The organism is Streptomyces sp. NPDC088246, from assembly GCF_044741025.1.
Taxonomy (GTDB): domain Bacteria; phylum Actinomycetota; class Actinomycetes; order Streptomycetales; family Streptomycetaceae; genus Streptomyces.
Genome location: NZ_JBIURV010000011.1, coordinates 172,047 through 195,097, shown reverse-complemented (window position 1 = coordinate 195,097; position 23,051 = coordinate 172,047). Strand labels below are relative to the sequence as shown.

The 23,051-nt window shown below is 67.7% G+C and carries 19 protein-coding genes and 2 tRNA genes; 16 read left to right on the top strand and 5 right to left on the bottom strand.

Translation table 11 applies throughout. The annotated features are described in order from the left end of the window. The first annotated feature begins 1,053 nt into the window (after nucleotides 1-1,053). From dnaN to ACIPEK_RS17805, 8 genes are all read left to right on the top strand, one after another. Nucleotides 1,054-2,184, top strand: coding sequence for a DNA polymerase III subunit beta (dnaN, locus tag ACIPEK_RS17840; RefSeq protein WP_114245512.1), 1,131 nt, complete (start codon nucleotides 1,054-1,056; stop codon nucleotides 2,182-2,184). Nucleotides 2,185-2,314: 130 nt separating this feature from the next. Then, nucleotides 2,315-3,193: a phosphogluconate dehydrogenase (NAD(+)-dependent, decarboxylating) gene (gene gnd / locus ACIPEK_RS17835; protein WP_327274151.1), complete on the top strand. Its 879-nt coding sequence runs from the start codon at nucleotides 2,315-2,317 to the stop codon at nucleotides 3,191-3,193. 86 nt (nucleotides 3,194-3,279) lie between these two features. Further along, nucleotides 3,280-4,410 (top strand): DNA replication/repair protein RecF, encoded by a 1,131-nt coding sequence (recF, locus tag ACIPEK_RS17830; RefSeq protein ID WP_401996802.1) that lies wholly within the window; start codon nucleotides 3,280-3,282, stop codon nucleotides 4,408-4,410. Nucleotides 4,411-4,424: 14 nt separating this feature from the next. Next, on the top strand, nucleotides 4,425-4,988 hold the full coding sequence (locus ACIPEK_RS17825) for a DUF721 domain-containing protein (RefSeq protein ID WP_401996911.1): 564 nt from the start codon (nucleotides 4,425-4,427) through the stop codon (nucleotides 4,986-4,988). A gap of 402 nt (nucleotides 4,989-5,390) precedes the next feature. Beyond that, complete coding sequence (gyrB, locus tag ACIPEK_RS17820; RefSeq protein ID WP_401996799.1) at nucleotides 5,391-7,478, top strand: DNA topoisomerase (ATP-hydrolyzing) subunit B; 2,088 nt, start codon at nucleotides 5,391-5,393, stop codon at nucleotides 7,476-7,478. A 46-nt stretch (nucleotides 7,479-7,524) separates the two neighbouring features. Continuing rightward, nucleotides 7,525-10,158 carry a DNA gyrase subunit A gene (gene gyrA / locus ACIPEK_RS17815; RefSeq protein WP_401996796.1) on the top strand — a complete coding sequence of 878 codons (2,634 nt, stop codon included), beginning with the start codon at nucleotides 7,525-7,527 and terminating at the stop codon, nucleotides 10,156-10,158. A 93-nt stretch (nucleotides 10,159-10,251) separates the two neighbouring features. Then, nucleotides 10,252-10,848 carry a DUF3566 domain-containing protein gene (locus tag ACIPEK_RS17810; RefSeq protein WP_401996793.1) on the top strand — a complete coding sequence of 199 codons (597 nt, stop codon included), beginning with the start codon at nucleotides 10,252-10,254 and terminating at the stop codon, nucleotides 10,846-10,848. Nucleotides 10,849-10,918: 70 nt separating this feature from the next. Further along, nucleotides 10,919-10,995 (top strand) — tRNA-Ile (locus ACIPEK_RS17805). Nucleotides 10,996-11,516: 521 nt separating this feature from the next. On the opposite strand, the gene ACIPEK_RS17800 is transcribed toward ACIPEK_RS17805, so the two are convergent. Then, entirely contained in the window at nucleotides 11,517-11,888 is a 372-nt protein-coding gene (locus ACIPEK_RS17800) for a DUF6344 domain-containing protein (protein ID WP_382899512.1), read from the bottom strand. Nucleotides 11,889-12,207: 319 nt separating this feature from the next. Here ACIPEK_RS17800 and ACIPEK_RS17795 point away from each other — a divergent pair, with 319 nt between their 5' ends. The 3 genes from ACIPEK_RS17795 (at nucleotide 12,208) to ACIPEK_RS17785 (ending at nucleotide 15,797) form a co-directional block, all read left to right on the top strand. Beyond that, complete coding sequence (locus ACIPEK_RS17795; RefSeq protein ID WP_003958712.1) at nucleotides 12,208-12,342, top strand: DLW-39 family protein; 135 nt, start codon at nucleotides 12,208-12,210, stop codon at nucleotides 12,340-12,342. Between the two features lie 234 nt (nucleotides 12,343-12,576). Continuing rightward, nucleotides 12,577-14,424, top strand: a complete 1,848-nt coding sequence (locus tag ACIPEK_RS17790; protein ID WP_401996908.1) for a VWA domain-containing protein — start codon at nucleotides 12,577-12,579, stop codon at nucleotides 14,422-14,424. After that, complete coding sequence (locus ACIPEK_RS17785) at nucleotides 14,424-15,797, top strand: hypothetical protein (RefSeq protein WP_401996790.1); 1,374 nt, start codon at nucleotides 14,424-14,426, stop codon at nucleotides 15,795-15,797. The genes ACIPEK_RS17790 and ACIPEK_RS17785 overlap by 1 nt, the downstream gene beginning before the upstream one ends. 44 nt (nucleotides 15,798-15,841) lie before the next feature. On the opposite strand, the gene ACIPEK_RS17780 is transcribed toward ACIPEK_RS17785, so the two are convergent. Together ACIPEK_RS17780 and ACIPEK_RS17775 are read right to left on the bottom strand one after the other, a co-directional pair. Further along, nucleotides 15,842-17,176: a protein kinase gene (locus tag ACIPEK_RS17780; protein ID WP_401996788.1), complete on the bottom strand. Its 1,335-nt coding sequence runs from the start codon at nucleotides 17,174-17,176 to the stop codon at nucleotides 15,842-15,844. 81 nt (nucleotides 17,177-17,257) lie between these two features. Beyond that, nucleotides 17,258-17,806: a DNA-binding protein gene (locus tag ACIPEK_RS17775; protein ID WP_093895034.1), complete on the bottom strand. Its 549-nt coding sequence runs from the start codon at nucleotides 17,804-17,806 to the stop codon at nucleotides 17,258-17,260. A 170-nt stretch (nucleotides 17,807-17,976) separates the two neighbouring features. Between ACIPEK_RS17775 and ACIPEK_RS17770 the strand changes: the two genes are divergently transcribed. Further along, nucleotides 17,977-18,049: transfer RNA gene (locus tag ACIPEK_RS17770), tRNA-Ala, on the top strand. Between the two features lie 66 nt (nucleotides 18,050-18,115). On the opposite strand, the gene ACIPEK_RS17765 is transcribed toward ACIPEK_RS17770, so the two are convergent. Then, complete coding sequence (locus ACIPEK_RS17765) at nucleotides 18,116-18,850, bottom strand: DUF5324 family protein (RefSeq protein ID WP_401996785.1); 735 nt, start codon at nucleotides 18,848-18,850, stop codon at nucleotides 18,116-18,118. 428 nt (nucleotides 18,851-19,278) lie between these two features. Here ACIPEK_RS17765 and ACIPEK_RS17760 point away from each other — a divergent pair, with 428 nt between their 5' ends. Continuing rightward, nucleotides 19,279-19,806 carry a peptidylprolyl isomerase gene (locus tag ACIPEK_RS17760; RefSeq protein ID WP_114245503.1) on the top strand — a complete coding sequence of 176 codons (528 nt, stop codon included), beginning with the start codon at nucleotides 19,279-19,281 and terminating at the stop codon, nucleotides 19,804-19,806. Between the two features lie 155 nt (nucleotides 19,807-19,961). After that, nucleotides 19,962-20,861, top strand: a complete 900-nt coding sequence (locus tag ACIPEK_RS17755; protein WP_401996906.1) for a rhomboid family intramembrane serine protease — start codon at nucleotides 19,962-19,964, stop codon at nucleotides 20,859-20,861. 301 nt (nucleotides 20,862-21,162) lie between these two features. Here ACIPEK_RS17755 and crgA read toward each other — a convergent pair whose 3' ends face one another. Next, entirely contained in the window at nucleotides 21,163-21,417 is a 255-nt protein-coding gene (gene crgA, locus ACIPEK_RS17750; protein ID WP_265543105.1) for a cell division protein CrgA, read from the bottom strand. A 142-nt stretch (nucleotides 21,418-21,559) separates the two neighbouring features. Here crgA and ACIPEK_RS17745 point away from each other — a divergent pair, with 142 nt between their 5' ends. Together ACIPEK_RS17745 and ACIPEK_RS17740 are read left to right on the top strand one after the other, a co-directional pair. Next, nucleotides 21,560-22,327 carry a DUF881 domain-containing protein gene (locus tag ACIPEK_RS17745; protein ID WP_327274163.1) on the top strand — a complete coding sequence of 256 codons (768 nt, stop codon included), beginning with the start codon at nucleotides 21,560-21,562 and terminating at the stop codon, nucleotides 22,325-22,327. A gap of 26 nt (nucleotides 22,328-22,353) precedes the next feature. Then, nucleotides 22,354-23,049: a class E sortase gene (locus tag ACIPEK_RS17740; RefSeq protein WP_383069741.1), complete on the top strand. Its 696-nt coding sequence runs from the start codon at nucleotides 22,354-22,356 to the stop codon at nucleotides 23,047-23,049. Nucleotides 23,050-23,051: the final 2 nt, after the last annotated feature.

Here is a 23,051-nt window from a genome sequence, read left to right as displayed (position 1 = left end):
ACACCAACCCACAAACCACGGGGCCCCCCCCCCCCCCCCCCCCCCCCCCCCGGCCCCCCGGGGGGGGGGGGGCCCCCCCCCCCGGGGCCCCCCCCCCCCCCTTCTGCGTTGCCCAAGGCTTGCCCGAAGTCCTTCCAGCGGGCGTCCCAGAGGGCTTCCAGCTGCCGCTCCCGGGCTCTCTTGAAGCCGTCCCGCCCTCTCCTGACGCCTTCCCCGAGCCCTTCCGGAGCCTCGAAGGCCCCCTCCGAGCCCGGCCTCCGAGGCTCCGAGGCAATCGCGGTGTTCGAATACCCGGCGCCGGCCGTCCGTTCTCCACAGATCTGGGGAGAATTTCTCCTCCACAGGCTGGGGATCCGGAAGTTGTCCATATTGCTTCCACAGGGGCGACTACCGATACTCCATCAGGCCAGGTCAAGGGCCTGGGGATTTGTGGTCAACAATGATCCACAGCCTGTGGACAAAATATTCGTCCACAGGGAGCTGCTGCTGTTGTCCACCGGCGGCCCACAGCACTGGCCATGTTGTCCCCAGCTTCCTCGAGCTTCTCCACACCCCTGTCCACTGTTCGGCAACGCAACACCGCCTTTCACTGCGCCGAGTGAAAGGCGTCACACCGAGAGGGTCGGTTGGGCTGTGGGGAACGTGGGTAAAGCTGGGGACAGCCCTGGGGAGAAACCCCCCTGCCCTGTGCATCGGGTGTGCAGAACTTTCGTGTGTCCACAGAAGCACCGGGTTGTCCACCGGTGCCACCCACAGGGTCGGTGGACAAAAAACCGGGCTTGACCTGCGGAAACGACGTTATCCACGGTTTCCACAGGCCCTACTACTACTGCCACCTAGAGTTAGCCCGGAATCCGCTTCGAAGTGGGGCCTGTGCACAACTCGGCGCCGGAGCTCTCCGAACCTCTTGTCGCGACTTGACCCCGAGCAGCACCGAGTGTCGGTGCCGTACGTCAGACTGGTCCCCGGCGTCCTCCCGCTGTCACCGGTGGGAGACCCGATCAGACGACGAAGGCCAGCAGGGCGAGCGAGCAACAGCAGGAGGCGGTTCCGGTGAAGATCCGGGTGGAGCGCGATGTACTCGCGGAGGCTGTGGCCTGGGTGGCCCGTAGCCTCCCGGCCCGTCCGCCGGCGCCCGTTCTTGCGGGCCTTCTGCTGAAGGCTGAGGACGGCGCCCTCAGCTTCTCCAGCTTCGACTACGAGGTCTCGGCCCGGGTCTCGGTGGACGCCGAGGTCGAGGAGGACGGCACGGTGCTGGTCTCCGGCCGACTGCTCGCCGACATCTGCCGTGCCCTTCCCAACCGCCCGGTGGAGATTTCCACAGACGGTGTACGGGCCACCGTGGTCTGCGGCTCCTCGCGATTCACACTCCACACCCTTCCTGTGGAGGAGTACCCGGCGCTGCCGGAGATGCCGACCGCCACCGGCACGGTCCCGGGTGAGGTTTTCGCCTCGGCCGCCGCCCAGGTCGCCATCGCCGCGGGCCGTGACGACACGCTGCCCGTCCTGACCGGTGTGCGGATCGAGATCGAGGGTGAGACCGTCACCCTGGCCTCCACCGACCGCTACCGCTTCGCGGTCCGCGAGTTCCTCTGGAAGCCGGAGAACCCCGATGCCTCGGCTGTCGCCCTGGTGCCCGCCAAGACGCTGCTGGACACCGCCAAGGCTCTGACCAGCGGTGACACGGTGACTCTGGCGCTGTCCGGCTCGGGTGCCGGCGAGGGCCTGATCGGTTTCGAGGGCGCGGGCCGGCGTACGACCACGCGACTGCTCGAAGGCGATCTGCCGAAGTACCGGACGCTGTTCCCCACCGAGTTCAACTCGGTCGCGGTCATCGAGACCGCTCCGTTCGTCGAGGCAGTCAAGCGTGTGGCTCTCGTTGCCGAGCGGAACACTCCGGTGCGGCTCAGCTTCGAGCAGGGTGTGCTGATCCTGGAGGCGGGTTCCAGTGACGATGCACAGGCTGTGGAGCGGGTCGACGCGGTGCTGGAGGGCGATGACATCTCGATCGCCTTCAATCCGACCTTCCTGCTGGACGGGCTGAGCGCGATCGACTCCCCGGTTGCCCAGCTCTCGTTCACGACGTCCACCAAGCCTGCGCTGCTCAGCGGTCGTCCGGCCGTGGATGCCGAGGCGGATGACGCGTACAAGTACCTGATCATGCCGGTCCGCCTTTCCGGCTGACCCGGCCATCGGTCCTGCAAGGCAGCTCCCGACGGGCACGCTCAGTGCCGAGCATGCCCGTCGGTCTGTCCCAGGCCGGGCGTAGGCTCGGCCTTGGGTACGAATCGGCACAACGCTTAAGGAATCTCTGATGGAGCTCGGTCTCGTCGGCCTCGGCAAGATGGGCGGCAACATGCGCGAGCGCATCCGCCGCGCAGGCCACACCGTCATCGGTTACGACCGCAACCCGGACGTCTCCGATGTCCACAGTCTCGAAGAGCTTGTGGGCAAGCTGAAGGGCCCCCGGGTCATCTGGGTGATGGTTCCGGCCGGTGCCCCGACCCAGGCCACCATCGACGAGCTGGCCGGGCTTCTCTCGCCCGGTGACATCGTCGTGGACGGCGGAAACTCCCGCTGGACGGACGACGAGAAGCACGCGGTCGAGCTGGGCATCAAGGGCATCGGCTTCGTGGACTGCGGCGTCTCGGGCGGCGTCTGGGGCCTGGAGAACGGCTACGCGCTGATGTACGGCGGCGACGCCGAGAACGTGGCGAAGGTCCAGCCGGTCTTCGACGCGCTGAAGCCCGAGGGCGACTTCGGTTCCGTCCACGCGGGCAAGGTCGGTGCCGGCCACTTCGCGAAGATGGTCCACAACGGCATCGAGTACGCCATGATGCAGGCCTACGCCGAGGGCTGGGAGCTGCTGGAGAAGGTCGACTCCGTCACCGACGTGCGCGAGGTCTTCCGCTCCTGGCAGGAGGGCACGGTCATCCGTTCCTGGCTGCTCGACCTGGCGGTCAACGCACTGGACGACGACGAGCACCTCGACAAGCTCCGTGGCTTCGCCGCCGACTCCGGTGAGGGCCGCTGGACGGTGGAGGCCGCGATCGACAACGCGGTGCCGCTGCCCGCAATCACCGCGTCGCTCTTCGCGCGTTTCGCCTCGCGACAGGACGACTCCCCGCAGATGAAGATGATCGCCGCGCTGCGCAACCAGTTCGGCGGCCACGCGGTCGAGAACAAGAAGTAACCGCAACGGGGAGCGGGCCGGGCCGAAGTGTCCGACCCGTAACTACGGAGCACGGAGCAGGAAGCCGGGAAGGTCGGCGTACACCCATGCATGTCACGCATCTCTCGCTGGCCGACTTCCGCTCGTACGCCCGGGTCGAGGTACCTCTCGATCCGGGCGTCACCGCTTTCGTGGGGGCCAACGGCCAGGGCAAGACGAATCTGGTGGAGGCCGTCGGCTACCTTGCGACGCTCGGCAGCCATCGGGTCTCCTCCGATGCGCCGCTGGTGCGGATGGGCGCGGACCGGGCTGTCATCCGGGCCGCCGTGACGCAGGGCGAGCGCTCGCAGCTGGTCGAGCTGGAGCTCAATCCCGGCAAGGCCAATCGGGCCCGGATCAATAGATCGTCGCAGGTCAGGCCGCGTGATGTGCTGGGGATCATACGTACGGTGCTGTTCGCGCCGGAGGATCTTGCGTTGGTCAAGGGGGACCCCGGGGAGCGTCGGCGCTTTCTCGACGAGCTGATCACGGCGCGTTCGCCGCGGATGGCGGGGGTGCGTTCGGACTACGAGCGGGTGCTGAAGCAGCGCAACACCTTGCTGAAGTCGGCGGCGATGGCGCGCAGGCACGGGGGCCGGTCGATGGATCTGTCCACGCTCGACGTGTGGGACCAGCATCTGGGCCGGGTGGGTGCGGAGCTGCTGGCGCAGCGGCTGGATCTGATCGCCGCGTTGCAGCCGCTGGCTGACAAGGCGTACGGAGATGTGGCGCCGGGTGGTGGTCCGGTGGCGCTGGAGTACCGCAGTTCGGTCGGTGCAGGCGTGGAGCCGGCCCGCACCCGTGACGAGCTGTACGAGCAGCTGATCGCGGCCCTGGTGGATGTGCGTAAGCAGGAGATCGAGCGGGGTGTGACGTTGGTCGGTCCGCACCGTGATGATCTGTTGCTGGGTTTGCGGGGGATGCCGGCCAAGGGGTACGCGAGCCACGGTGAGTCCTGGTCGTATGCGTTGGCGCTGCGGCTGGCTTCGTACGATCTGCTGCGCGGCGAGGGCAATGAGCCGGTGCTGGTGCTGGACGATGTCTTTGCCGAGCTGGATGCGCGTCGTCGTGAGCGGTTGGCGGAGTTGGTGGCTCCGGGCGAGCAGGTGCTGGTGACGGCTGCGGTGGACGACGATGTTCCGGGTGTGCTGGCGGGGACGCGGTATGCGGTGTCCGCGGGTGAGGTGGAGCGGCTGTGAGCGGCCGTGGTGAGGTGTCCGGGGCGTCTGGGGAGCAGTCGCAGGAGCGGCCGGCGGAAGGGAAGCAGCCGGAGCCCTCGGGTGTCGATCTGGCGCGGGTGGCGTTGCGTGCGGCGAAGGAGCAGGCGCGGGCGCGTGGTGCTGCGGCGCAGCAGAAGAAGCAGGCCAGGCGCGGTGGTGGGCTGCGTTCGGGGGCGCGGGCGGATGGCCGTGACCCGTTGCCGTTGGGTGCTGCGATCAATCGTCTGATCACTGAGCGTGGCTGGGAGACGCCTGCGGCGGTGGGTGGGGTGATGGGGCGCTGGCCGCAGATCGTCGGTGAGGATCTGGCCAATCACTGTGTGCCGTTGCGGTACGACGAGGATCCGGACGAGCGGGTGCTGACGGTGCAGTGCGATTCGACGGCGTGGGCGACGCAGCTGCGGTTGCTGGCGCCTCAGCTGGTGGCCCGGCTGAATGGGGATCTGGGGCATGGCACGGTGAGGTTGATCAAGGTGTTGGGGCCGGGGGGTCCGCAGCGCAGGTTCGGTCCGCTGCGGGCGCCGGGGAGCACCGGGCCTGGCGATACGTACGGATGAGGCCTCTGAGCTGGGCTTTTCTCTGTTTCTGAGCTCCGTGGCGCTCTGTTCCGATGTGAGTCATGGCCTTGTGCTGTCTGCTCGTTCGCGCTGTCCGTCGCGTCCGTGTTGTGCCGGTGTGCGCTGGTTGAAACCACGCGGTGGGAGTGGGGTGTCCCTCACGGTAGCGAGAGGTTGACAGGCCGAAGCGCTCAATGCCCGCGTGAGCCTCTTGGGGGGCCGTCCTGAATATGGGGAGTCGTCAGGCGCTCATCCAGGGCGGCACATGCGTACTCAGGTACCGGCAAACCCCCATTCATGTCGGTGCTACCGGTAGACTGGTGGACAATCCCGCATCCTTGCGGGAGTCGTCGATTACAAGCCGAACGACGCAGCCGCTCCCGACTGTCCGGAGAACGGCCTGTGCTGTGCCAGAAAGGGCGCTTCGTGGCCGATTCCGGCAACCCCAACGAGAACATTCCGTCCACACTCGGTGAGAGCGGCGGGGCAACTGCCTCGGGCGAGGTCACTGCCTCGTACGACGCGAGCGCGATCACCGTCCTCGAGGGCCTGGACGCGGTCCGCAAGCGACCTGGCATGTACATCGGCTCGACCGGTGAGCGTGGACTCCACCACCTTGTGTACGAGGTCGTCGACAACTCGGTCGATGAAGCCCTGGCCGGGCACGCGGACACGATCGACGTCACGATCCTCGCCGACGGCGGGGTGCGTGTGGTCGACAACGGCCGTGGTATCCCGGTCGGCATCGTGCCGTCGGAGAAGAAGCCCGCGGTCGAGGTCGTGCTGACGGTGCTGCACGCCGGCGGCAAGTTCGGCGGCGGCGGCTACGCCGTCTCCGGCGGTCTGCACGGTGTCGGTGTCTCCGTGGTCAACGCGCTGTCGTCGCGGGTCTCGGTCGAGGTCCGGACGGACGGTTACCGCTGGACCCAGGACTACAAGCTCGGTGTGCCGACGGCTCCGCTGGCCCGTAACGAGGCCACCGACGAGACCGGCACGACCGTCACCTTCTGGGCCGACGGGGACATCTTCGAGACGACCGAGTACTCCTTCGAGACCTTGTCGCGCCGCTTCCAGGAGATGGCGTTCCTCAACAAGGGTCTGACGCTCAAGCTCACCGACGAGCGTGAGTCGGCGAAGGCGACGGCGGGCGCGGATGTCGCCGAGGTGGCCGAGGTCGCCGAGGAGGAGCAGGCCCGTACGGTCACGTACCACTACGAGGGCGGCATCGTCGACTTCGTGAAGTACCTCAACTCCCGCAAGGGCGATGTCATTCACCAGTCGGTGATCGACATCGAGGCCGAGGACAAGGAGCGTCTCCTCTCGGCCGAGATCGCGATGCAGTGGAACACGCAGTACAGCGAGGGTGTGTACTCCTTCGCCAATACGATCCACACGCATGAGGGCGGTACGCACGAGGAGGGTTTCCGTGCGGCTCTGACGACGCTGGTCAACAAGTACGCGCGGGACAAGAAGCTGCTGCGCGAGAAGGACGACAACCTCACCGGTGACGACGTCCGTGAGGGTCTGACGGCGATCATCTCGGTGAAGCTGGGCGAGCCGCAGTTCGAGGGGCAGACGAAGACCAAGCTGGGCAACACGGAGGCGAAGACCTTCGTCCAGAAGGTGGTCCACGAGCAGTTGACGGACTGGTTCGACCGCAATCCGAACGAGGCCGCGGACATCATCCGCAAGGGCATCGCTGCGGCCACGGCCCGTGTCGCGGCCCGCAAGGCGCGTGATCTGACCCGCCGCAAGGGGCTCCTGGAGAGCGCCTCGCTGCCGGGCAAGCTGAGCGACTGCCAGTCCAACGACCCGACGAAGTGCGAGATCTTCATCGTCGAGGGTGACTCCGCCGGTGGTTCGGCGAAGTCCGGCCGTAACCCGATGTACCAGGCGATCCTGCCGATCCGGGGCAAGATCCTGAATGTCGAGAAGGCCCGGATCGACAAGATCCTTCAGAACACCGAGGTCCAGGCGCTGATCTCGGCCTTCGGTACCGGGGTCCACGAGGACTTCGACATCGAGAAGCTCCGCTATCACAAGATCATCTTGATGGCGGACGCCGATGTCGACGGTCAGCACATCAACACCCTGCTGCTGACGTTCCTCTTCCGCTTCATGCGTCCGCTGGTCGAGGCCGGGCACGTGTATCTCTCCCGCCCGCCGCTCTACAAGATCAAGTGGGGCCGGGACGACTTCGAGTACGCGTACTCGGACCGGGAGCGCGACGCCCTGGTCGAGCTGGGCAAGCAGAACGGCAAGCGGATCAAGGAAGACTCGATCCAGCGCTTCAAGGGTCTCGGCGAGATGAACGCCGAGGAGCTGCGCGTCACCACGATGGATGTGGACCACCGGGTCCTCGGCCAGGTCACGCTGGACGACGCGGCGCAGGCGGACGACCTCTTCTCGGTGCTGATGGGCGAGGACGTCGAGGCGCGGCGCTCGTTCATCCAGCGCAACGCCAAGGACGTCCGCTTCCTCGACATCTGAGTCGGCCGTATCAGCAAACCGCCGCTCGAAAGGACTTTGACCAGCAATGGCCGACGAGAACACCCCTGTGACACCTGAAGAGGAGCCCACCGCCGCCGGCGTGGGCATGCGTGTCGAGCCCGTGGGGCTCGAGACGGAGATGCAGCGCTCCTACCTCGACTACGCGATGTCCGTGATCGTCTCGCGTGCACTGCCTGATGTACGGGACGGTCTCAAGCCCGTTCACCGCCGGGTGCTGTACGCGATGTACGACGGCGGTTACCGGCCCGAGAAGGGCTTCTACAAGTGTGCCCGTGTCGTCGGTGACGTCATGGGTACGTACCACCCGCACGGTGACTCCTCGATCTATGACGCGCTGGTGCGGCTGGCGCAGCACTGGTCGATGCGCATGCCGCTGGTGGACTCCAACGGCAACTTCGGTTCTCCGGGCAACGACCCGGCCGCCGCCATGCGGTACACCGAGTGCAAGATGATGCCGCTGTCCATGGAGATGGTCCGGGACATCGACGAGGAGACCGTCGACTTCCAGGACAACTACGACGGCCGCAACCAGGAGCCGACGGTTCTGCCGGCGCGCTTCCCGAACCTGCTGGTCAACGGTTCCGCAGGCATCGCGGTCGGTATGGCGACCAATATCCCGCCGCACAATCTGCGTGAGGTCGCGGCCGGCGCCCAGTGGTATCTGGAGCACCCGGGGGCCTCGCAGGAGGAGCTTCTGGATGCGCTGATCGAGCGGATCAAGGGCCCGGACTTCCCGACGGGTGCGCTCGTCGTGGGCCGCAAGGGCATCGAGGAGGCGTACCGCACCGGCCGTGGCTCGATCACGATGCGTGCGGTCGTCGCGGTCGAGGAGATCCAGAACCGGCAGTGCCTGGTCGTCACGGAGCTTCCGTACCAGACCAACCCCGACAACCTGGCGCAGAAGATCGCCGACCTGGTGAAGGACGGCAAGGTCGGCGGGATCGCGGACGTCCGTGACGAGACCTCGTCGCGTACGGGTCAGCGTCTGGTCGTCGTGCTGAAGCGGGACGCGGTCGCCAAGGTCGTTCTGAACAACCTGTACAAGCACACCGATCTGCAGACCAATTTCGGCGCCAACATGCTGGCGCTGGTCGACGGTGTGCCGCGCACCCTGTCGATCGACGCGTTCATCCGCCACTGGGTGACGCACCAGATCGAGGTCATTGTCCGGCGTACGAAGTTCCGTCTGCGCAAGGCGGAGGAGCGGGCGCACATTCTGCGTGGTCTGCTCAAGGCGCTGGACGCGATCGACGAGGTCATCGCCCTCATCCGGCGCAGCCAGACGGTCGAGGTGGCGCGCGAGGGCCTGATGGGCCTGCTGGAGATCGACGAGATCCAGGCGAACGCGATTCTGGAGATGCAGCTGCGCCGGCTGGCCGCGCTGGAGCACCAGAAGATCACGGCCGAGCACGACGAGCTCCAGGCGAAGATCAACGAGTACAACGCGATCCTGGTGTCGCCGGAGCGGCAGCGTCAGATCGTCAGCGAGGAGCTGGCGGCGATCGTCGAGAAGTTCGGCGACGACCGGCGTTCCAAGCTGGTGCCCTTCGACGGTGACATGTCCATCGAGGACCTGATCGCCGAGGAGGACATCGTCGTCACGATCTCGCGCGGCGGCTATGTGAAGCGTACGAAGACGGACGACTACCGCTCCCAGAAGCGCGGCGGCAAGGGCGTGCGCGGTACGAAGCTCAAGGAAGACGACATCGTCGACCACTTCTTCGTGTCGACGACGCACCACTGGCTGCTGTTCTTCACCAACAAGGGCCGGGTGTACCGGGCGAAGGCGTACGAGCTCCCGGACGCCGGCCGTGATGCCCGTGGTCAGCATGTCGCCAACCTGCTGGCTTTCCAGCCGGACGAGCAGATCGCCCAGATCCTGGCGATCCGTGACTACGAAGCCGCGCCCTATCTGATCCTGGCCACGAAGGGCGGTCTCGTGAAGAAGACCGCGCTGAAGGACTATGACTCGCCGCGTTCCGGAGGTGTCATCGCCATCAACCTCCGGGAGACGGCAGATGGCGCCGAAGGCACTGCCGACGAGCTGATCGGTGCGGAGCTGGTGTCGGCCGAGGACGATCTGCTGCTCATCAGCAAGAAGGCCCAGTCGATCAGGTTCACTGCGACGGACGATGCGCTGCGCCCGATGGGCCGTGCCACTTCGGGCGTCAAGGGCATGAGTTTCCGCGAAGGCGACGAACTGCTCTCGATGAATGTTGTCCGGCCGGGTACGTTCGTGTTCACTGCCACCGATGGTGGGTACGCGAAGCGGACTCCCGTCGACGAGTACCGCGTTCAAGGTCGTGGTGGCCTGGGCATCAAGGCCGCCAAGATCGTGGAGGACAGGGGCTCGCTGGTCGGTGCGCTGGTGGTCGAGGAGACGGATGAGATCCTTGCCATCACGCTCGGGGGTGGTGTGATTCGTACGCGAGTCAATGAAGTCAGGGAGACGGGCCGTGACACCATGGGCGTCCAACTGATCAATCTGGGCAAGCGCGATGCCGTCGTCGGTATCGCTCGTAACGCCGAAGCCGGCCGCGAGGCCGAAGAGGTCGAGGGGTCCGAGGACGCCGGGGCCGCGACGGCAGAGGCTGCCGAGAGCACAGTCGAGGGCAATGTCGAAGGCACGTCGCCTTCGGCCGGGGAGCACGAGGAGTAGAGCGTGAGTGGAGCCACGGGCGCCGGTTCGGCCGCTTCCGGAACTGGAGCGAACGGTGCCCGTGGCCCTGCCACGGACTCCCAAGGGGGCACTGTGACGGACACTCGGGGGCCTCAGCCCCAGTACGAGGGTTACGCGACCGGGCCGTTGCCCGGTGAGCGCGAGCCCGCACCGGGGCAGGCGAGCGGGCCGTACCACCCGCCGCAGGCGTACCCCTCGCCCGCGGACGGGACGCAGGGTGGCCGGCCGCACGGTACGCAGGGCGCCGCCGCCGCGCAGGCGGCCCGGCGGCCGCGGACAGGGGCGCGGACCACTCCGCGTACCCGCAAGGCGCGTCTGCGGGTGGCCAAGGCCGACCCGTGGTCGGTGATGAAGGTCAGCTTCCTGCTCTCCATCGCGCTCGGTATCTGCACGGTGGTGGCGGCCGCGGTGCTGTGGATGGTCATGGACGCGATGGGCGTCTTCTCCACCGTGGGCGGCACGATCAGCGAGGCCACCGGCTCGAACGAGGGCAATGGCTTCGATCTCCAGTCGTTCCTGTCGCTGCCGCGGGTCCTCATCTTCACCTCGGTCATCGCTGTGATCGATGTGGTTCTGGCGACCGCGCTGGCGACGCTGGGCTCCTTCATCTACAACTTGTCGGCGGGCTTCGTGGGCGGTATCGAGCTCACGCTGGCCGAGGACGAGTAGGGCGCCCGGTATCGATTTTGGGACTGGCCCCGACGTGCGCTAATCTTCAGAAGTCAGCGCACAGCGCGGCGGGGCTATAGCTCAGTTGGTTAGAGCGCATCCCTGATAAGGATGAGGCCACAGGTTCAAATCCTGTTAGCCCCACCATTTTGAAGACCCCCAACCGATCATGGTTGGGGGTCTTTGACATCTCTGGCTGACATCAGCGATCAGCGTATTTTCCAGGGGCTCGGCGAGCATGGGCTTCGGCCGTTGTGCCGAGGCTGACGTCTGTAGGGGTCACAGCAGAGGTGCCATGACTGATCACGGTTGGTCCGATCAGCAGCGATGACGAGGATCCCTTCGAACGCGGGAAGCTGGATCGGGCCTTTGTGCGTTGGATCCTCCTCGCGGGGTTCGTGATCTGCGTGATCGGCGTGGCGTGGTTCACGTGGGCCTTCGCTCATCAGGGCCCCTAGCTCTCTCGCCGATCATGGTGGGGAGCTTGTGATCTTCGGCTGACCTCAGCCGATGGGCGGGTCCTTCCGCGTGTGGTCCCGGGGCTCGGTGCGGCACGGAGGTGTGCCGTGTTCCTGCGCCGACGGGGGCAGAGCGGGGCTTGAGCACATGAAGAAGCCCCCGTCCGGAGCGAACCGGCCCAGGGGCTCTGTGTGTCAGTTGCGCGGCTCTCACGGCGGGAGGAGGGATGCGTCCCCCGCCGGGGCCCCGTGGGCGGCACGGGCGGTGTTCCTGGTCTCCATGGCGTCCGTCGTGTCTGCGGACAGATGCCGGGTGGCGGGTGAGGAGCCGTGTGCCTCGGCGCGGATGCGCTGCTTCATCGTGGGTGGCAGCGCCCTGTCACGCGGGAGGGTCCATCGCACCGACGGGGTGGTCGCGATTGCCGCGGTCGCACCCGTGTGCTCCTGGTTCGTGGTGGTCGGCTCCGTGGTGCTCGACTCCGTGGCCGCCGCCGGGGTGCTCATGAGCCCCAGTGCGGCGAGGAGTGCGAAAAAGGCGGTGACGAAGGCGGTCCAGATGTTCTTGGCCTTGAAGGTGCTCATGGCCCCTCGCTTTCGGGTGGTCCGGTTTGCTTACCTTTCTGATGATGTGGATGTGGCCCGCGATTTCGTGGACCGACGCCACCGATCCACCGATCTTCAGATGAACACCACTCGTATGGTTCAACCCGCCTTGACGGGCTTGTGCGGGGCGATCGGCGCGGCCGGGTCCCTCGGCCGGGACTGTCCGCGGAGCGATCCTTGGATGATCGCTTTTCCCTGGAGGCCAGTTGGGCCGCAGGCAGGTCACCGATCGATATCGGCCGGTGTGTATAGTCGGGCGGCAGAAGTCCCCTACGTCAAGGAAAGACGAGGTCGCGCGGTGAAGAAGCTTCTCCTGGTCGCACTGGCCGCCATCGGCGGGCTCCTCGTGTACCGCCAGATCCAGGCGGATCGCGCCGAGCAGGATCTGTGGACGGAGGCGACTGACTCCGTGCCCGCAGGTTCGGGTGTGTGAGACAGAACAGCCTGATTGCGGGCCCCGGTCGCTGAGCGGCCGGGGCTTCGTGCTGTTGCGGGACCGTGACGCCTGTGCTCTTGAGTTCACCTAAGCAAATCAATAGGTTGCGAGAGCAAAAAGCCGGGTTTTTCGGTCGAGGAGGCACGGGTGAAGGCACGGGACCACCACCGTCGTACTGCAGCTGCGGGGGCATGGATCGGCGGGGCGCTGCTTGCCCTGGTGGCGGGCGCGATGCCGGCCGCGGCGGCGGCACCAGGCGGTGCACCCGCCACTTCTGAGACACCCCGACCCGGCTCGGGCAGCAGCCTGGTCATGGTGCTCGACTCGTCCGGATCCATGGGGGACGACGACGGCACGGGGCGTACCCGGATGGAGAGTGCCCGTACGGCCGTCGGCACCGTCGTCGACGGCCTTCCCGACGGATATCCGACCGGGCTGCGGGTGTACGGCGCGGACCGTCCCCAGGGCTGCAAGGACACCAGGCTCGTACAGGCGGTACAGAGGCTCGACCGGGAAGCCGTGAAGCGGGCTGTGGCGGCCGTACAGCCCAAGGGTGACACTCCCATCGGGCTGTCGTTGCGGAAGGCCGCCGAGGACCTTCCGCGGCCCGCGGGCGGTGCCATCGGTACGCGCACGATCCTGCTGATCTCCGACGGCGAGGACAACTGCGGTACGCCGCAGCCCTGCGAGGTCGCCGAGCAGCTGGGCAAGGAGGGGGTCGGGCTGCGGATCGACACCGTCGGCTTCCAGGTGAAGAGCGCGGCCCGCGAACAGCTCGAATGCATCGCGGCGGCCGGCAACGGCCACTACTACGACGCACCGGATGCCAAGGCGCTGGCCCGGCAGCTGCAACGGGCGTCGCAACTCTCCGCGGACGGCTACCGCTTCCGGGGCGAGCGGGTCGAGGGCACGGCGACGGGGGCGGCGGCACCCGTGCTCGTACCAGGGCAGTATCTGGACACCATCGGACCCGGTGAGAAGCGGTACTACGCCGTCGGCCTGGATGCCGTTTCGACGGTGGACTTCTCGGCGACGGCGGTGCCGCAGCCCGGGGCGGCCGTCGACACTTTCGACGCACTGCGCACCGGCATCGTGTACGGCACCGGCAGTTCCTGTGTGACGGACACCGCGCACTTCTACCAGAAGGAGGGTGCGACCCCGCTGACCTCGGCGGTCGCCCGTATCCCCGCGGAGGAGGGCAACCACGCCTGCGACCGGGCGGGCCGGTACTGGCTGGTGGTGGAGCGGGAGAGCAAGAAGGGCTCCGACGCCGCGCGTTGGCCGCTCGAGCTCCTTTACGGGGTGGAGACGCCGCTGGAGAAGGGGGTGACGCCCGCCCAGTCGCAGCCGGAGTACGGCAAGGGCGGCAAGGACGCCGTGCTGCCCACCGGTGACCCCCGCGATGTGCGGGGCGGCACCGGCTTCAACGACGCCGAGGAGCTCGGCCGGGGCGTGTGGCGCGACCGGATCCTTCCGTCGCAGACCCTCTGGTACAAGGTCCCGGCCGGCTGGGGGCAGCAGGTGCGCTACGACGTGGAATTCGCGAACGAGCCCACGGTGGAGCGCGGTACCTCCACGTACTCGTACGGGGCGACCCAGCTGTTCACCCCCGCTCGTTTCCCGCTCACCGGAGGCGGCGAGTTCACCTCGACGGCCATGTACAACGGTCGTCCGTCGGCGATCAGGATGGGCGGGGTGCCGGTCGCCTGGACCAACCGCTACGAGTACCGCTCCAACGTCCAGCCCGTACACGCCGGGGGTGACTTCTACATCTCGGTGACGCTGGGGGCGAGGGCCGCCGATATCGCGGAGAACCCGCAGATCGGTGTGGTGCTGCGGGTGTCGGTGCTCGGCGACGAGCTGGCCGGCCCCGAGCACCATGCTCCTGCCGTAGCCAAGAAGGCGGACAAGAAAGGCAATTCGAACGGCGCCGAAGACAGCGGTGGTACGGGCGGGGCAGGATGGACCGGCATTGCGACCGCTGCCGGTGCGGGCGCCGTGGTGGTGGTGATCGCGGGGCTCGTTTCCGTACGCGGGCGTCGCAGGAGGGCCACCCAGACGACGAGGGGAAGCGCGTGATGAGGCAGCGCAACAGGGGCCGGGTGGCGCTGGCCATGGTCGCGGCGATGTGCGTGGCGGCGGCGCTGCCGGGGCAGGCGTACGCGGACGGGGAGAGTGCTGCGTACGCCTTCGTTCCCGGGGCGAAGAAGGTCAGCGGTGCGGAGGTCAGCACCGAGGCGTCGGCGCTCACGCCCGGATCGGTCTACAAGAGCTCGATCAAGCGCGGCGAGAAGCTCTACTACCGTCTGGACCTCGACGACAAGACGAACGCGTACGTCTCGGCGGTGGCCGTGCCCAAGGGCGGCGGCCAGGTCGCCTACGGGGACGGCATCACGGTCAGCGTCAGGGACAGCGCGGACCTGCAGTGCAGTTCGCAGGACGCACGGTTCGAGTCGGCGGAATTCCCGCGTCCGATCGCGGCGTACGCCTACCGGATCATGGAGAAGGGCGGCAGTACCTGTCAGGAAGCCGGAACATACAACGTCCTGATCGAGCGGGAGAGCAAGGCCACCTCGGCATCCGATGAGTGGGACCTGGAACTTCGCTACGTGTCGGAGCCGCAGCTGAAATCGGGTGGTTCGATGCCGACCGAGGCGCCGGAGAGCTGGCCGTCGGCCTCGCCCGCTCCGCCCACCACAGCCCCGCAGAGGCGGTCGGGCGGCACCAGCTACTACGACGCGGCCAGCCTGGAAACCGGCGAGTGGCACGACAGCATCGCACCCGGGCAGACCCGCTTCTACCGGGTGCCGGTGGACTGGGGCCAGCAGATCTTCGCCACCGCCGACCTGAGCAACAACAAGGCCTCGGACGAATACATCGGCAACGCGCTCGCGATGTCCCTGGACAACCCGGCGCACGGCCATGTCGACGACGCGTCGCCGCTGTCGTACTCCGGCAAGCCCGCATCCGTATCGCTGGATCCGCTGCCTCCGGTGGCGTACGAGAACCGATACGACTCCACCAGCAGCGTCAGCGCCATGCGGTTCGCCGGCTGGTACTACCTGTCGGTGTCCCTCAGCCCACAGGTCGCGAAGTCGTACGGTGACAAGGCGATTCCGCTGACCCTCAGGATCAAGGTGGAGGGGACGGCGGGGAAGCCGCCGTACACGGGGGACGCCGGGATCTTCTCGGTCACGCAGGACGACAAGGACATGGCGAGGAGCGGCAAGAGCGCCCCTGAGGCGGCCGAGAGCGACACCATGAGGATGGTCGGCGCGGCCGGGATCGGCGCGGGCGCGGTGCTGGTGCTCGGGCTGGGTGTGTGGACGCTGCTGGCACGGCGCCGTGCGGTCGCCGCCCAGGCGGCACCGATCGGTTCGAACAGTCCGGTTGTGGGAGGCCCGGCCGGGGGCGGGCAACCGCCGCACGGAGGGCCGCCGCAGGCCTGGTAGCCGGAGCCGCCGCCGCGCGGGGCAGGGGCTCCGGCCCGCCGTGCTCAGCTCTGGGTCAGCGCCCAGATGCCCACGGCGAAACAGATCAGTGCCACCAGCAGGACCGGGACCGCCACCTTCGGGGGCGGTCCCGGACGCTTCTGCGGTGCGTGCGGGGGAACAGCGGCCGAGAGGTGCGGGGGAACCGCTGCTCCGGGAGCGGGAACGTGCGGCTGTCCGGCGGTGTACGGGCGGGTGAGAGCCGGTTCGTGCTGCGCCGCGGAGGTGGGGCCCTGCGCGGGATCCGGCGCGGGGAAGGGGGAAGCCGCGTGTGCCGGGATCGGTGTGGGGGGCGTGGCCGGCTGCGCAGGATGGGGCGGCGGTGTGGGCTGCCGCGGAGGCGGTGGGAGGTGGAAGCTGCCCGTTTCCGACATCGGGACCGGCGGCTGGGTGTAGGGCTGCTGGGCGGACTGGCCCGTCTGTGCGGGCTGCGCGTCCTGTGAGGCTGTCCGGGGGGCCGCGATCGGTCCGGCGGGGCCGAAGCCTGCGGGCAGCGGCCCGAGTTGGTCGAAGACCTCCACCGGCTCGTCGTCGGCGCCGGGCTCGGGCAACATGTCGACCGCGGCCGTCAGCGCCTTGCGCGCGCCCGTGGCCGTACGGAACCTGGCCTGGGGATCCGGCTGCAGCAGCCCCGCGAGCACCTGCCACAACGGCTCGGGAATCCCCTCCGGGGCGCTGGGAGTGCCGTGCGAGGCGAAGTGCTCGACGAGGGCCCGCGCGTCCGGCTTCTTTCCCTGCAGCAGATACAGCGCGACCAGTCCGACCGCGAAGAGGTCCGCGGGGAAATCGGGTTCCGCGCCCATCATCTGTTCGGGCGCGAAGTAACCGGGCGTGCCCACCACGTAGTTGGTCTCGGTGAGCCGCGGCTCACCCTTGCGCATGGAGATACCGAAGTCGGACAGCCGCAGATGCGGCCGTCCGGTGCCGGTGGCCTCCATCAGGATGTTCGCGGGTTTGATGTCCCGGTGCACGACGCCCTCCGCATGCACCGTCGACAGTCCGGACAGCAGTTGGTCGAGCAGCGTGCAGACGAAACGAGGAGGCAGCGGCCCGTAGTCGCCGATGACATGCGCCAGCGAACCACCGCTCACCAGATCCATGGTGAACAGGACCTTGTCGTCGTCCGCGGCCCAGCTGGCCGGGGCGAGCACATGCGGATGCTCGATCCGCAGCGCCTGCTCGCGGACGAAGCGCAGCAGCGTGTGTGCGTCGCTCTGCTGGAGGACCTTGGCCGCCACATAACGGCGGCGCCGGTGGTCCCAGGCGCGCCAGACGGCGCCGACCCCACCACGTCCGATCGGATCGATCAGTTCGTACCGACCGGCGAAGACCTCACCCATTGCGCTGCGCCCGCTCCCAGTCCTGTTTCGGCTCGTGCCCGGCTCTCGGGGGTAGTGCCCTAGGGCATGAAAGGACAGGCCCTAGCTCTGGTGTCCCTCGTAGTGCGCCACCGCGTCCGCGGTGCGCCCTGCGCCGTACACCTTGAGGAACTCTGCCAGTTCCGGGTGGGTCGGGGCGAGGGAGTCGGCGGCATCGATGATGTCACCGGCGGCCGCGACCGACCGCAGCAGCGACTGGATCTCACGCACCACGCGCCGGACGGTCGGAGCGCCGCCGGTGTTGGAGGTCTGGCTGGTGCCGGTGAGGACGGAGCCGCCCTGGGACTTCTTGATCTCTTCCATGCGGTCGGTGGCCTCTCCCGCGCTGACGCTGCCGTCGGCGACCTGGCCGGCCAGCTCCTGGAGCGCCTGGACACGCTGGACGACCGCGGGGTTGCCGATCTTCGCCCGCTGACCGCTCATCAGCTGGGAAAGCATGGGGGCGGACAGCCCGAGGACCGCGGCGAGCCGGGCCTGGTTCAGGCCGAGATCATCGATCAGCCGGCGGAAGAGCGCCCCGAGAGGTTCTCCGTACCAGCTGCGCTGAAGCTCCCTGGCTCTTGCTGTTGCCTCTTGCTGAGCTGCATCCATGGCGTCTCCCCTTCGCTGCGGCTTCGCTGCTGCGAACCTCGTCGAGCATCTTACGGAGAGTGGTCGCCGACCGGGAGTCCCCATCTTTTTGCAAGATTCCGGGGGGTACCCGGTACTCTGGTCTGCGGCGGTCGCCGAGACGCAGAAGCGTCCGGTGCTGTCCGCTTTTCGGGGCCTTAGCTCAGTTGGTAGAGCGCTGCCTTTGCAAGGCAGATGTCAGGAGTTCGAATCTCCTAGGCTCCACAGGTGACGGAACGGGCGCCGGAAGACCTCAGGTCTTCCGGCGCCCGTTCCTCGTGCAGGGGCTGTTCAGCGGCGGTCGTCGAGATCGGTGCCGTCCACACCTTCCGGGCCGTCCGTTCCCTTGGTCTCCGTGTCGGCCTGCTTGGCCTGGACCTCCGGGTCGAGCGAGCTCGGACCACTGCCGTCGACCGAGGACAGGGGCGCGCGGTCGGAGACCTCCGTGGGAGCGGGCGGTTCGACCAGCCAGTCCGGGTTGGCCTGCTTGTCCCACCACCTCCAGGCGGCGTAGGCACCGCCCGCCACGATGGTGACCACGGCGAACCCCTTGAACAGCCGCCCGGCCTTCGCCCGCCGCTCGTGCTTTCTGGCCAGCTGCTTGATCTCCTTCGCGGTCACCTGACTGCGCAGCGCGGCCAGCGCGGCGGCGCTGCGGGCCGAGGCCTCCTCGGCCATGGGCTGGGCGACGGCCATCGCGTGCCCGACGCGCGGCACGGTGTAGTCCGCGGCGGTACGGGCGGCCCGGCGGGTGCGGTGTGCGGCGCGCTGGGCCGCCTCGTCGACCTTGGGGGGTACGTGAGCACGGGCCAGTTCGATACGTGGTGCGAGATGCGCGTCGTATTGGACGCGGGCCTGCTGGGCTGCCTTCGACACCTTCGGCGCGAGCCGCGTGCGGGCCTCGTACGCAAGATGCGCGGCCTGGTCCTTGGCCGTGTCGGCGTAGGGCGCCACCACTTCCGCGGCGTGCTGCACGCTGTCCTTCGCCGAGTCGGTTGCGGCGCGCACGCTGTCGATGCGGGTCACGGGATCCTCCTCCTTGGTGGCGGGTGGATACTCCGCCTTTCCACCCATTTCGAGATCATGCCTGCCGGAGGCCTGTATGGCATGCGGGGCGGGCATCCGGGTTATTCAGGTCATCGGTGACGTCTTCGGGCAATGCGGTGCAAGGGGAGCTTGCCGATGACAATGCCACGGTTCGGTTCAGCCCGCGCCGGTTCGTCACGCACTTGGCCGCATTTGTTCCTGCGGGGAGCGGCACATGAGGGTTTCGGGGAAGCCGCGGGCGAGCAGGGCGAGAACGGCCTCGGCGCACGGGCGCCGAATCGGGCAAGAAGGTGGCGGAATCGGGCAAGAAGGTGAGTGAAGTGCGTTGGTGGTGGCGGCCGGGCGCCGGAGCGGGCGGTCCGTGCGAGGATCGGTGAACGTCACTGAAGACTTACGGAAGGCAGATCGTGGCTGAGCAGCTTTACGCCACCTTGAAGACCAATCAGGGCGACATCGAGATCCGGCTTCTGCCGAACCACGCGCCCAAGACGGTCAAGAACTTCGTCGAGCTCGCCAAGGGTGAGCGTGAGTGGACGCATCCCGAGACCGGCAAGAAGTCCACGGACAGGCTCTACGACGGCACCGTCTTCCACCGCGTCATCAGCGGCTTCATGATCCAGGGCGGTGACCCGCTGGGCAACGGCACCGGTGGCCCGGGGTACGAGTTCGGTGACGAGTTCCACCCCGACCTCAGCTTCAACAAGCCGTACCTGCTGGCCATGGCCAACGCCGGCCCGGGCACCAACGGCTCGCAGTTCTTCGTGACCGTCTCGCCGACAGCCTGGCTGACCGGCAAGCACACCATCTTCGGCGAGGTCGTCGACCCCGCCAGCCAGAAGGTCGTGGACGCCATCGCGGCCACCAAGACCAACTCCCGCACCGACCGTCCGCTGCAGGACGTCGTGATCGAGTCGGTCGTCATCGAGAACCGATGATCGCCAGTAGTCATCAAATGATCACGCTCTGATTGCCCTTTCGGGGAACCAACCGCCCTGCTCGTCCGTACTTGTTACATAACGGACGAGCAGGGCTGCGTTGTGCGTGCTGCCGCCACGACGAGCACCGAGGGGACCGGGAACTGATGGGACCGATGGACCAGCAGCCGCCGGGGGACCAGGACCGGTCCGCCGCCACGGACGGCTCGCTCAGCTGCTACCGCCACCCCGCACGTGGGACGTACATCCGCTGCACCCGCTGCGACCGCCCGATCTGCCCCGAATGCATGGTCAACGCCTCGGTCGGCTTCCAGTGCCCGGACTGCGCCCGCCAGGGAGCCGGTACGGGACACGGCCCGGGCGCCGCCCGGCCGCGCACGGTCGCCGGCGCCCCCGTCACGGCCGACCCCCGGCTCATCACCAAGATCCTGCTCGCTCTCAACGTCGCCGTGTTCATCGTGGTGCACGTGAAGGGGTCGCTGCTCCAGGACCTGATGCTTTTCGGCCGGACCCCCCTCTACTACGGCGGCCCGCCGGAGGGTGTTGCGGAGGGCCAGTGGTACCGGCTGGTGACGTCGATGTTCCTGCACCAGGAGGTGTGGCACATCGCGTTCAACATGCTGGGACTGTGGTGGCTCGGCGGCCCCTTGGAGGCGGCGCTCGGCCGCGCCCGCTACCTCGCGCTCTATCTGCTCTCCGGCCTGGCGGGCAGCGCTCTCACCTACTGGCTCGCCGCACCGAATCAGCCCTCGCTCGGCGCCTCCGGCGCCATCTTCGGCCTGCTGGGCGCCACCGCCGTGCTCATGCGCCGCCTGAACTACGACATGCGCCCGGTCTTCGTGCTTCTCGCGGTGAACCTGGTCATCACCTTCAACCCCTGGGGCGGAATCGCCTGGCAGGCACATGTCGGCGGTCTGATCGCGGGCACGCTGATCGCGATCGGCATGGTGCACGCACCCCGCGAGCGGCGAGCACTGGTCCAGTACGGCACCTGCGCCCTGGTCCTGGTGGCTGTGGTCGCCGTCGTCGTCGCCAGAACAGCCGCGCTGACCTGAGCGGACGCCGTTCCCTGGCGCTCCCTGGGCGTTCCCCCGGTCAGTTGTCCACAGCGCGTGCCGGATCTTGTGCATTCTGTGGGAACAACTGTGCCCCTTGTCGCTGAGCTGGGTTTTTCCAGCAGAGACAAGGGGCGTGCCATCCCCCGATGGGGGAGGCTGCAGTCACATCGGCGTCAACAGCCAGGGAGTTATCCACAGATCGTCTGACCTTTTCCCCTGCCTGTGGATAACGCTGTGGGTAACTCGGGGCAAGGGTTGCAGGACCGGGCCCTGCTGTGGGGTCACATGCCCTGCGGTGCTACTTCCACTGCGTGGAGACACCGAAGCCACCGGCGATGAAGCCGAAGCCGACGACGATGTTCCAGTTCCCCAGCGACTTGATCGGCAGATCGCCGTCGGTCACATAGAAAACGACGATCCAGGCCAGACCGATCAGGAAGAGCGCCAGCATCACCGGCGCCACCCAGCTCCGGCTGGTCAGCTTTATGTTGGTTGCCTGCTTCGCCGGAGGGGGCGTGAAGTCGGCCTTCTTGCGGATACGTGACTTCGGCACGAGGAACTCTCCTGTCGATGCGCTGCGTGACCGCGCAGGGAACTGTGGCTGGCGCCGGGGCGGGGCGCGAGGGGGGAATGCTGCCTCCCCCGGGCGTCCGTTAGCGTAGTGCTTCCGAGGCGCCGAAGGAGATAAGGGTACGTTGAGCAATTCTGCCGACTCCCCCCAAGGACCGGTCCGGCGCACCTTCCGGCACCCGGTCAGGGTGCTCACCGCTGCGGTCTTCGCCCTCGCCGGACTGATCTTCGTCACCAGCGCCAACACGGCCAAGGGCACCAATATCCGCACCGACTCCTCGCTGCTGAAGCTCTCCGACCTCATCCAGCAGCGCAGCGGCAAGAACGCCCAGCTGGACGAGACCAACGCATCCGTGCGCGAGGACATCGACACCCTCGTCCGGCGCGACGACGGCAGCACCAAGGCGGAGGACGCCCGGCTCAAGGAGCTGGAGCGGGCCGCGGGCACCACAAAGCTTTCCGGCCGGTCCGTGGCCGTCACGCTCGACGACGCCCCGCCCAACGCCACCGCCAACCCCGGATACCCCGACCCGCAACCCAATGACCTGGTCATTCACCAGCAGGACCTGCAGGCGGTCGTCAACGCCCTCTGGCAGGGCGGCGCACGGGGCATCCAGGTCATGGACCAGCGGCTGATCTCCACCAGCGCCGTGCGCTGCGTCGGCAACACCCTGATCCTCCAGGGCCGGGTCTACTCCCCGCCGTACAAGATCACCGCAGTCGGTGACCCGGCCGAGCTCAAGCAGGCTCTCGACAACTCCCCGGCAATCAGCAACTACCTGCTGTATGTGAAGGCGTACGGACTCGGCTGGAAAGTTGACGAGCACAAGGCGGTGACTCTTCCCGGCTACTCGGGCACAGTGGATCTCCACTATGCGGAGCCGGCGAAGTAGCGAGCAGCTGTGGGGAGGCCGACGAGGTGTCGGTGCGACTGATCGTGAGGACGTTCAGCGAACTCTGCATCACCGTCGGCGCCCTGATCGTGCTCTTTGTGGTGTACGTGCTGTTCTGGACCGGAGTGAAGGCCGCCGACGCGACCGAGGGACAGATCGACACCCTGCGCGACCGGTGGGCGCAGGGAACGGTGTCCGCACCCGCGCCGCACACACCCCCGACGGGGGCGCCCCCCGCCCCCGCGGCGTACCGGGACGGCAAACCGTTCGCGATGCTGTACATACCCCGCTTCGGGAAGGGCTGGGAGTGGCCCGTCCTGGAGAACACCGAGGTCAGGACCTTACAGAAGGGGCTCGGCCACTACGCCGGGACCGCCCGTCTCGGCGCGAGGGGCAATTTCGCGGTGGCTGGGCACCGTCGCACATACGGGGACCCGTTCAAGGACTTCCCGAAGCTGCGCCCGGGAGACGCGGTGGTGCTGACGGACGGGACGACGTGGTTCACGTACCGCATCGACAAGAAGCCCTATCGGACGGTCCCGGGCGACATCGGGGTCATCGGCCCCGTCCCCCGCAAGTCCGGCTTCGACGGGCCGGGCCGCTATCTGACGCTGACCACCTGCGATCCCGAATGGGGCAGCAGCCACCGGCTGATCGCCTGGGCCCACCTCGATGCGACCCAGCCTGTGACCGACGGCAAGCCGGCAGCTTTCCACAGCTGACC